The 8,007-nt window shown below is 56.1% G+C and carries 10 protein-coding genes and 1 pseudogene; 4 read left to right on the top strand and 7 right to left on the bottom strand.

All coding sequences use genetic code 11. The features are described from left to right. The 3 genes and pseudogenes from NW815_RS04940 to NW815_RS04930 all read right to left on the bottom strand — a co-directional run. A pseudogene (locus NW815_RS04940) lies at positions 1-217 on the bottom strand (hypothetical protein); the annotation flags it as partial. Between the two features lie 94 nt (positions 218-311). Then, on the bottom strand, positions 312-1,133 hold the full coding sequence (locus tag NW815_RS04935) for an amino acid ABC transporter permease (RefSeq protein WP_414388318.1): 822 nt from the start codon (positions 1,131-1,133) through the stop codon (positions 312-314). Then, positions 1,130-1,993, bottom strand: coding sequence for an ABC transporter substrate-binding protein (locus tag NW815_RS04930; RefSeq protein WP_414388320.1), 864 nt, complete (start codon positions 1,991-1,993; stop codon positions 1,130-1,132). The genes NW815_RS04935 and NW815_RS04930 overlap by 4 nt, the downstream gene beginning before the upstream one ends. 428 nt (positions 1,994-2,421) lie before the next feature. Here NW815_RS04930 and NW815_RS04925 point away from each other — a divergent pair, with 428 nt between their 5' ends. The 3 genes from NW815_RS04925 (at position 2,422) to NW815_RS04915 (ending at position 4,806) form a co-directional block, all read left to right on the top strand. Beyond that, complete coding sequence (locus NW815_RS04925) at positions 2,422-3,369, top strand: sugar phosphate nucleotidyltransferase (RefSeq protein WP_414388324.1); 948 nt, start codon at positions 2,422-2,424, stop codon at positions 3,367-3,369. Between the two features lie 49 nt (positions 3,370-3,418). Continuing rightward, the gene (locus NW815_RS04920; RefSeq protein WP_414375084.1) at positions 3,419-4,129 is read left to right on the top strand and encodes a class I SAM-dependent methyltransferase; all 711 of its coding nucleotides are present in this window, start codon (positions 3,419-3,421) and stop codon (positions 4,127-4,129) included. 134 nt (positions 4,130-4,263) lie between these two features. Further along, complete coding sequence (locus NW815_RS04915) at positions 4,264-4,806, top strand: NYN domain-containing protein (protein WP_414388322.1); 543 nt, start codon at positions 4,264-4,266, stop codon at positions 4,804-4,806. Here the strand turns inward: NW815_RS04915 and NW815_RS04910 are convergent. The 4 genes from NW815_RS04910 to NW815_RS04895 form a co-directional block, all read right to left on the bottom strand. Next, a complete protein-coding gene (locus NW815_RS04910) occupies positions 4,803-5,030 on the bottom strand; it encodes a hypothetical protein (protein WP_414330530.1) in 228 nt (75 codons plus the stop codon). The genes NW815_RS04915 and NW815_RS04910 overlap by 4 nt on opposite strands. 106 nt (positions 5,031-5,136) lie before the next feature. Then, the gene (locus NW815_RS04905) at positions 5,137-6,015 is read right to left on the bottom strand and encodes a dienelactone hydrolase family protein (RefSeq protein WP_414383579.1); all 879 of its coding nucleotides are present in this window, start codon (positions 6,013-6,015) and stop codon (positions 5,137-5,139) included. Positions 6,016-6,414: 399 nt separating this feature from the next. After that, positions 6,415-6,816 carry a YraN family protein gene (locus tag NW815_RS04900; protein ID WP_414343270.1) on the bottom strand — a complete coding sequence of 134 codons (402 nt, stop codon included), beginning with the start codon at positions 6,814-6,816 and terminating at the stop codon, positions 6,415-6,417. Positions 6,817-6,839: 23 nt separating this feature from the next. Next, complete coding sequence (locus tag NW815_RS04895; protein ID WP_011429573.1) at positions 6,840-6,962, bottom strand: hypothetical protein; 123 nt, start codon at positions 6,960-6,962, stop codon at positions 6,840-6,842. Between the two features lie 391 nt (positions 6,963-7,353). Between NW815_RS04895 and NW815_RS04890 the strand changes: the two genes are divergently transcribed. Further along, the gene (locus NW815_RS04890; RefSeq protein ID WP_414375085.1) at positions 7,354-7,989 is read left to right on the top strand and encodes a TMEM165/GDT1 family protein; all 636 of its coding nucleotides are present in this window, start codon (positions 7,354-7,356) and stop codon (positions 7,987-7,989) included. Positions 7,990-8,007: the final 18 nt, after the last annotated feature.

Raw genomic sequence — 8,007 nt, 5'->3', positions numbered from 1 at the left:
CTGCAGCGATTGCATCCTGCTCGTTGCCAAACAGAATGGCAGTATCCCGCAAAGCTCTGATCTGACGCTGCGAAACTTCGGGTCTTTGCTCTCTCGAAAGGCCAACCCTGCCTCTTGAATGGCGTTCCGCTTGAGGTGGCAGGGATCCTCTTTCACCCACTGCGGCAGGTCAGTGCAGGATGATGTCCCCCAGCTTTCTGGCTGTTTTTGGAGCCCCCTGCTATCGCGAACGGCACAGCCGGTCTTTGTGGGCAACCACAAACGTATGCAAGCAGACACCAAAGTAATGGCCGGATTAGAGTCAGGCTCCTCTAGCGGGCCAGGTACCGTTCCAAGCGTCCCTGGAAAAATGACAAGATCAACGTCAGCAGCCAGTACCACAGCGCTGCCACCACCAAAGCCTCGAAGAAGTGCTGGCGCGGCAAACCCGCCTGTCGAGCCCGGCCCATCAACTCCTGCAAAGCAATGGCACTGGCCAGGGCAGTGTCTTTCTGCATGGCGATGAATTGGTTGCCAATGTCCGGTAAGACAATTCGAAAAGCTTGCGGCAAAATGATGCACCACAGGGTTTGCCAGGGCTTAAGCCCCAGGGCATAGGCAGCTTCCCGCTGCCCGACGGGAATGGCTTGGATCCCGGCCCGGAAGATCTCGCTCATGTAGGCGCCATAGTTCAGGCTCAAGGCCAGCACTGCCGAAGTGAACGAGCCGAACACCAGACCCAGTTGCGGCAAAGCCTGGTAGATAAACAAAAACTGCAGGAATAGAGGTGTGCCCCGCATCAGCGAGACATAGAGAGCGGAGAGGCTGCTCAGAGGGGCAATCTGGGAGAGGCCCGCCAGCGCCGACAAAAAGGCCAACGTGGTAGCGCAGAGGATGGAGACCAAGGACAGTTGAAAAGTAGTGCCCACCCCTTGCGAGATAAACCACCACCACTCGCGCACAAAGTTGCCGTTGAGACGCAAGGTACGGATGGGGATCCCGGCCAACTCCAACTGTACCCCGCTGAAGGTGAACACCAACAACAGCAGCCACAAAACCAACCACAACCCCTGGGCCACCGGGAACGGGATCCCTTTTCGAATCCGGGGCGGTGGGTAAATGGGCTGCTCCAGTGGGATAGAGTCTTTGCTCACTCAGCTTTTTTCGTCAGATCAATGCCGTAATACCGCTTCGAGAGGGCTGTTAGCGTGCCGTCCGCATGCATGGATTCTAAAATTTCGTTGATTTTGGCTTGTAAGCTCTCAGAAGGGGCAGGGCTGGAGCGATCCAAGGCCACAGCCAAGGCTTCATAGTAGACCGGATCCCCCAGAGTTTTCAGGGGCAGCCCTTCCCGAATGGCGTTTTCAGCCGTCGGCAAAGCCGTCAAGACTGCATCCAGGCGGGTGCCATCCCCCAGTGCCAAATCCTGCAGAGCCAGGCTATCGGTGTCGTAGATGCGAATGTCCACCCGCGGGGCCGGAACTTGGATGGTCTCTCCTTCCAGAGTGAGGTTGCCCTCCAGGTAAGCTTGGTAGGTGGTGGCGGTGCCCACCCCGACTCGCTTTCCTTCCAAGGCGGCGATATCTGTCAAGGTCGAGGCTTGGTGTACCACGAAGCTGGCGGGGGTGTAGTAGTAGGGAATGGTAAACAGCAGAGCTTTCTGGCGCTCGGCAGTCACGGTCATCGACCCGACATTGACATCCCAGCGGCCATTCCAAGATCCGGCGGTGATGACATCGAAGTTGATATCCAGAAACTCAGCCTCTACCCCCAAGCGCCTGGCGATCTCGCGCGCCACATCCACATCAAATCCTTCCCAAGTGCCGTCGGGATTGAGGTAGCTCTGAGGCCGGTAATTGGAGTCGGTGGAAATCCGGAGCACCCCCCGCTCTTGAACTTGAGCCAACAAATCGCTACCTTGGGCCAGCAGGGATCCCTGGTGTGTGCCTAGAGCCCAGCATCCGGCCAGGGTCAAGCAAAGGGCTTGTAGGGATCGGCGTCGAGAAACAGACATCGGCAAAACCTCAGATGAAGGTGAAGGGCAAACCCATTGGAATCCATCCAAGCTATCCAAGGCTGTCACAATTCCCGTTGCAAGGTAGTATCACCTGACACTGCCGCTTTGGGTGGCTATTCCCGACTGGGGCGAGCGGGTCGCAATTCTCCAAACATGCTCTAAAAAAGGCAAATCAACTGTCTCAGGATTGAGCTTATGAATCCCAATTGAGATTGAAATATCTCCTCCAGAAAGGCATCCCCTGAGACTTGCGATCAAGACTCGTGCTGTGTTGCCCGGGGGGGCAATCCGTATCCCTCTGTGGGCAACGGAGAATCGACGTTCTGGGTAGCAGAAAACATTTGGCTCGACCCAATGGATCCCCCTTAGCAATTGGGCGGAGAGGATGTCAATATCTTTGGAAGAGAACGGGGTTGAGGGTGGTTATGCAAGCGGTGATCTTGGCGGGTGGGAAAGGAACTCGTTTACGGCCCTTTACCTTTTTGCAACCCAAGCCTTTGTTGCCCCTTTTGGATGTGCCCTTTTTGGAGTGGCTGATCGGGCGCTGCCGCCGAGCCGGCCTGACAGATATTTTGCTCAGCGTGGGTTATCTGGGCCAACAAATTGAGGCTGCTCTGGGAGATGGCGCTGCTTTGGGGGTGAAGCTCCGCTACATTCCTGAAGAGACGCCTTTGGATACGGCAGGAGCTTTGGTGCTGGCTCAGCCCTATTTCACCGGGGATCCCTTGGTGGTTTTCAATGCCGACATCCTCACGGATCTGGATTTGCAGGCGTTGATGCAATGTCATGTGCAGAGCAAGGCCATTGCCACCCTCACCCTCGCCCGCGTGGACGATATCACCGCCTATGGCCTGGTGGAAGTTGGGGAAGGGGGCCAGATCCAATCTTTTCGGGAAAAACCCACCCCTGCAGAAGCCCTCACCCTCACCACCGACACGATCAACGCCGGCACCTATGTCTTGGATCCGGCCATTTTTAAAGACTACCCCAGTGGGGATCCCCTCAGCTTTGAGCGGCGTATCTTCCCCGATTTGCTCAGGCAAGGGCAACGGCTGCAAGCTTATCTCCACGCAGGCTACTGGCGGGATCTGGGCACGCCGGCCAGCTACTACCACGGCCAACTGGACATTCTTCTGGGCCGAATGACGGATTTTCCCTTAGAAAATGTGCAGCAACAGGCGCCGGGGATATGGGTGCACAAAACGGCTGAGATCCATCCCAGCGCTCAACTGCACGCCCCCTGCTACATCGGCGCCCACACCCGTTTGGGATCCCAAGCTCAGATTCCGGCAGGCACCATCCTCGGCAGCCACAGTTGGGTGAATGGATCCCTGCAGCCGGGAGCCTACGGGCCGAGAGTCCTGGTAGTGTAGGTTAAGTGCAAGTTAAGTTCACGACCATCCAGGACAAAGCCATCAGCAAATGGAGCTACCACAAACCGGGGAACGCTGGGATCCCTACCTTGCTGCCGTAGCTGCTCGCTTCAATCGGGAGCTGGAAATTCAACTGGGTCAGCCAGCTTGGCAACTTCCCCCAGACCTGGAGCAACTGCCTTTTTGGCAAGCCCAGCAGCGGGATCACCTGCAAGAACGCCTCGGGATCCCCTTTTGGCAACTGCGTGCCCCCAAAAAACGGGAAGCCTGTTTGGATTTGGGCTGTGGGGTAAGCTTCCTGACCTATCCCTGGAACGATTGGCAAGCCTACTTTTACGGCCATGAGCTGAGCGGTGAGATTGTGCGCTTTATTCGCTCGCGGGCACCCCAGCTTAACTCCAAGCTGTTCAAGTCAATGCAACAGGGATCCGCCCACCATTTGGAAAACTACGAGTCGGAGCAATTTGATCTGGCCATTGCCACCGGATTTTTGTACTACTACCCGATTGAGTACTTCGACGCGGTTTGGGCAGAGTTGATGCGAGTGTTGCGACCGGCTGCACCTGTGATTATTGAAGTGGTCAATCCCGACTCGGTGTGGGCGGAACAATGGGGCCTCATCGAGCTATTCAAAGGCACCGAACCGATTTTCACCCCCCTAACGGAGTGGGAGCGGCGCATCGCAGCCTTGGGGGGCAAAATTCAGAAACAGGCCAGTGGCGAACTGTTCACCACCTATTGGATTCAGCGCAGACCGTGATCTGCTCACAACCGGGAAAGTATCGGAGCATTCGGAGTAGTGGGGTAACCTTTAAGGCTGGGTACTAAGATTAAAAATAAGATAAAGATTAAGATTAAGAAGTGTGATCCCGGACAAGGGATCCACCGCCATCCATGCAAGCCTCCTCTCCCACCTTCCTCTTGGTTGATGGCTACAACATCATCGGAGCTTGGCCCACCCTGAGCCAGTTAGCGCGTCGCTCCCTGATGGAATTGGCCCGTCTGCGCTTGGTGGAATCTTTGGCCAACTATGTGGCCTTCCGGGGCTACCAGGCGACCGTGGTGTACGATGCCTACGCTCAACCCACGCCAGCCCGGCAAGAGCGCTCCCCTTCGGGTATCGAGATCCTGTATACCTCCTATGGCGAGACCGCCGACAGTTGCATTGAACGGCTGTGTGCCCAGTTGCAGAGGGATGGGTGTCGGGTAAGGGTGGCTACCTCCGATCGTGTCCAGCAGTTGGTGATTGGCGGCTACAACGCCGAATGGGTCTCGGCAGAACAACTGTGGGATGAAGTGCAGCAGGCCCAGCAGCAGATCCGGCACCTCCAGCCAAAACGGCTATCGAGCAAGCGGGGCATTGATGCCTACTTGGATGCAGAAACCCTCTCACGCCTAAATCGCTGGCGGCTGTCCGGCCAAGATCCCGTGGGCTAAATACCGTCGTAGGGAACGGTGGGAGCTCCATACCAAAGATGCTCTTCATCTGGCGAGGCAGTGGGCAACTGCTCCTGTGAAGGATCCGCCGGAGCCAGCTCCCGCTCATCCACCAACACCAGCACCCGCACAACTCGATTTTTGGGCAATTGTTCCTGCGCCTTCATGGGCAAGATCAGTTGACCTTGGCTGTCGGTACGGGCCCAGAACTCATGTGCTTCCATGCTGTTTCCCTGAGATGGCTAGGAATATACCAGCTTGCCCCAAGCTCTGCCTTCGGCGCAGTCAAAAAAAGACTCCGTCCTGCCGACGGGAACAGATGAGATCCCATCATTGAGACCGGGATCCCTGGGCCAAGCCGTGTTCTCGAAACCAAGCCTGCAACCGTTCCCAAGCGTCACCAGCCGCTTCTGGGCGATAGGTGGGGCGATAATCGGCAAAAAAGGCGTGGGGAGCATCCGGGTAGATGATCAACTGCGATGGATCTCCGCAAGCTTCCAGAGCTGACTTCATTTGCTCCACCGTTTCCAAGGGAATGCTGGTATCTGCACCACCATACAAACCCAACACAGGTGCCTTCAGGCTGGCTGCCACATCCAGCGGATGCCTTGGGGTTAAGAGTGTGGACTCTCCCACCAAACGACCGTACCAGGCAACACCCGCCTTCAAGCCGGGTCGGTGAGCCGCGTACAACCAAGTGATTCGACCACCCCAGCAAAAGCCAGTAATGCCCACCCGCTCTGGATCCGCACCTGAGTTGCCAATTGCCCAATCCACCGCCGCATCCAAATCCGACATCACCTGAGCATCGGGCACCTGGGAGACGATGGCGCGAATCTCCTCAAGGCTCTGCAGCTGAGAAACATCCCCCTGCCGGAAAAACAGCTCGGGAGCCACTGCCACATAGCCCAACTTCCCCAAGCGGCGACAAATGTCTTGAATGTGTTCGTGTACACCAAAGATCTCTTGCACCACCAAAACCAGTGGAAAAGGGCCAGAGCCGGTCGGCTTGGCACGATAGCCAGGGATCTCGCCATCTGGGGTGGGAATGGTGACGGGGCCGGCTTCCAATCCTTCGCTATCGGTGATGATGGTTTGGGCAAAGATCGGCTGTACTGCCGAGGCAAACCCAGCAGCGACGTTGGCCAGCTTCAACTGACGGCGCTTCCAGCTGCTGGAGGATCCCCCCTTGGGTTGCTCCGCATACATAGGCCCAATCCTCAAAAACACAAACCCCTCTTCTCAGGATAAACAATATTTTGTCTGTAAAGATTCTTTCTACTGACAGTCTCGATGCAAATCTTGCCTATCCTGTCTGAGATCTGCATCGTAGAGCTGTTAAGATCGGCTCGGCACAGCGATGCTGATCAACGGAAATGCAACTCAAGAGACAGTTAAAAATCAGTTAAAAACCGGAAATCTTTGGGTTAAGCATTTCAAGAAGCATCGATGCCATCTCGCACTTTGGAGCTTATTTGGCAGTTGCCGAAATTGTTGGATGATGGCAGCATTGGGCAGAGCCAAAAAGACAAACTGAGCGTTTGGCAGTAGCGGCAAAACGGCAATTGTACTGGTGCAGATGGCCTTGACAAGTGAGATAAGTTTGCTTCAACAAATCTCAAAAGCCGCTGGCAGGTAGTCAACCAAAGCGTAGCTTACCCCTTCCCCAGAGGCCCGACGTTCTATCAGCGCAACATCAAAACGGCAGGACAACTCGGAGAGGTGGGGATGCTGGCTCAAGAAGGCCTGGGCAGCCCGGATCAAGCGTCGCTGCTTGGGGATCCCAACCGCCAAAAGCCCGCCTCGATCCCAGCTACCGGGGCTACGGGTTTTCACCTCTACGAAAATCAGCACATCAGCTTTGTGGGCAACCAGATCCAGCTCGCCCCAAGGGCAGCGCCACCGCTGGGCCAGGATCTGCCAGCCCTGCTGACAGAGATATTGCCGCACCCAGCCCTCGCCGACGTTGCCTGTATTCTGGAGGGAAGCCCTTCTGGGCAAGGGATCCATAAAAAAATCACCAGCGCCCGGCTCTAATGAGCAGAGCCATTGCCGTGATACTTGTCGGTGTCGTAAAAGCCGTTGCGGGTGCCGAAGTAGAAACTTGCCAGAGAGAGGACAAGAGCAACCCCCACCAAGACTAACTTTGCATCCACGTGGTTTTCCCCTGATTTTCTCCTCAACCGTGATCATAATAGCCTGCCGCTCCTTCACAATCCTCTGGTAAGCGATGCGCGGCACTGATATCGGCCAAGGCACAGCAAGTCTTGGGGGATCCCATTGGAAATGAACTACTCCCACTGGGAGCTCAGCATGCTACCATTCAGATGGAAAGGGAGTAGTCAGGCGGCTTACCGCCCTCTGCATCGACATACTGGCTAAAAACAGCCCGGTGCAAGAGACAAAGCAAGCCCGGCAGGCTGCTTTGGTGACGAGACTTTCACTGAGTTCACGCAGAGGTGAGCTTGGTGAGTCCGTCTGACTTTCCCAGCCTTCACCTCTAGGTGTGAACCGATTCCACACACAAGAGAGGTTGGAGGCTAAACGATGTGGGCCGGTTTTTTATCGAGTTTGCTGCTGGTGACGGTAGCAGAGTTTGGGGATAAAACCTTTTTTACCCCCTTGATTTTGGCGATGCGCCACCCACGCCGCTGGGTTTTTCTGGGGACATGGCTGGCTTTAGCGATGATGAACCTGCTAGCGGTAGGAACCGGGCAAGTGCTTTTTAAGCTACTGCCACCCTTGGGCGTGCGGGTGCTATCGGCTGGGGTTTTCGCCGTTTTTGGCTTGAGAATGCTCTGGCAAGCGTGCAGAATGCCACCTCAACAGGCATTACCAGAAGAAGAGGAAGCCCTCAGACAAGTGATGCAGGCAGAAGCAAAAGGAGTTGGCCGCGGGGGGGTTAGGGCCATCGTCTGGGAAGCCTTTAGTTTGATCGCCCTAGCCGAGTTCGGGGATAAAACCCAGATTGCTACCGTTTCCCTAGCCGCCACCCATCCGGGATTCAGTGTCTGGGCGGGGGCAACCCTGGGTCATGGTCTGATGGTAGGGCTGGCGGTGGTGGGAGGTCGTTTTTTAGCAGCTCACATCTCTGAACGCGCCGTGCATTGGGTGGGGGGCGGCTTATTTCTGGTGTTTGCGTTGCTGACCGGTTGGGAGCTGCTGGGATCCGGGATCAGCTAGAAATCGCAGGAGCCCCGC

This window comes from Synechococcus sp. R6-7 (genome assembly GCF_047461695.1).
Lineage (GTDB): Bacteria > Cyanobacteriota > Cyanobacteriia > Thermostichales > Thermostichaceae > Thermostichus.
The sequence above is the reverse complement of the archived record's forward strand: the minus strand, read 5'-3'. Positions and strand labels throughout refer to the sequence as shown.

Bases quoted from the DNA above. Each gene is read 5' to 3' on its own strand.
- NW815_RS04930 (WP_414388320.1), bottom strand. From the start codon at position 1,993: ATGTCTGTTTCTCGACGCCGATCCCTACAAGCCCTTTGCTTGACCCTG.
- NW815_RS04925 (WP_414388324.1), top strand. From the start codon at position 2,422: ATGCAAGCGGTGATCTTGGCGGGTGGGAAAGGAACTCGTTTACGGCCC.
- NW815_RS04920 (WP_414375084.1), top strand. From the start codon at position 3,419: ATGGAGCTACCACAAACCGGGGAACGCTGGGATCCCTACCTTGCTGCC.
- NW815_RS04915 (WP_414388322.1), top strand. From the start codon at position 4,264: ATGCAAGCCTCCTCTCCCACCTTCCTCTTGGTTGATGGCTACAACATC.
- NW815_RS04910 (WP_414330530.1), bottom strand. From the start codon at position 5,030: ATGGAAGCACATGAGTTCTGGGCCCGTACCGACAGCCAAGGTCAACTG.
- NW815_RS04905 (WP_414383579.1), bottom strand. From the start codon at position 6,015: ATGTATGCGGAGCAACCCAAGGGGGGATCCTCCAGCAGCTGGAAGCGC.
- NW815_RS04900 (WP_414343270.1), bottom strand. From the start codon at position 6,816: ATGGATCCCTTGCCCAGAAGGGCTTCCCTCCAGAATACAGGCAACGTC.
- NW815_RS04890 (WP_414375085.1), top strand. From the start codon at position 7,354: ATGTGGGCCGGTTTTTTATCGAGTTTGCTGCTGGTGACGGTAGCAGAG.